1 protein-coding gene is annotated in these 866 nt (G+C 53.9%); it reads left to right on the top strand.

Translation table 11 applies throughout. The annotated features are described in order from the left end of the window. Positions 1–263 precede the first annotated feature (263 nt). The coding region (locus tag C5748_RS27365; protein ID WP_146119653.1) for an AraC family ligand binding domain-containing protein at positions 264–866 on the top strand (603 nt) is incomplete at its 3' end.

Here is an 866-nt window from a genome sequence, read left to right as displayed (position 1 = left end):
CGGAACAGTTCGACTGCCGGCGCTCATTTTTGCACGCAGCGGCAATTGAATTGCACTCAGCGCCCAGCGCGATGGCGCCCATACTGGTTCGACCACACCGGATACCGTCGATGGGCATGCCGGCAATGTCAAGCAACAGTTATTGTTTCCGGGGATCATCTGACATACAAAATGCCGGTCAATGCCGGTCCGGGAGGTGAAATAAATCTACTGACTGTATACGATGGGATTTTTGCGGATTTGCGCCAGGGAATTGTTTGAAGATGAATTTGCAAAGCGCGACCAAGCGGGAAGAGGCGCCGATTCCAAGCCAGAGATTCTCGACGGAGTCTTTCAGGCGGCACGAGCAATTTGAAGCATGGTGTGCGTTCAGCAAGGGGATGTCCAACCTTGAAGCAGCCACGCCATCCAGCGCAGGATTTCTTGCGAGCTCGGAAATCTATCAGTTGGGATCTATTTTTCTGACCAATTATGCGCTCCCTTCACTAAAGCTCGACTATGACAAAGACGCCATCCGGCAATCACGGCTTGACCATTGGTGTTTGGGCGTAGTGACGCGGGGAAGTGTCGCGGTGGACAGCCGCCGAAAAGGCTTCGAAGCGAAGGCAGGCGACCTCACTCTTTATTCCTACGCTACACCGTTTTCCGGAAAACTGGATGTGGCGGAATATTCCAGCCTGTTCTTCAGCCGCGATGACTTCTGGGATATTGCAGATGAGCTCGACCGGGCGTCACAATTGCTCGTCATGGGACCGATGTCTCATATCATCGCGGATTTTCTCCTGTCCGTGAAAGACCGGGCACACATGCTGACTGTCACGGATGCGGCTGCCGTGAGTGAGGCTTTCGGAGCACTTGTTCGAGCC

The organism is Phyllobacterium phragmitis, assembly GCF_002980495.1.
In the GTDB taxonomy this organism is placed as follows: Bacteria; Pseudomonadota; Alphaproteobacteria; order Rhizobiales; family Rhizobiaceae; genus Paramesorhizobium; species Paramesorhizobium phragmitis.
The sequence above is the reverse complement of the archived record's forward strand: the minus strand, read 5'-3'. Positions and strand labels throughout refer to the sequence as shown.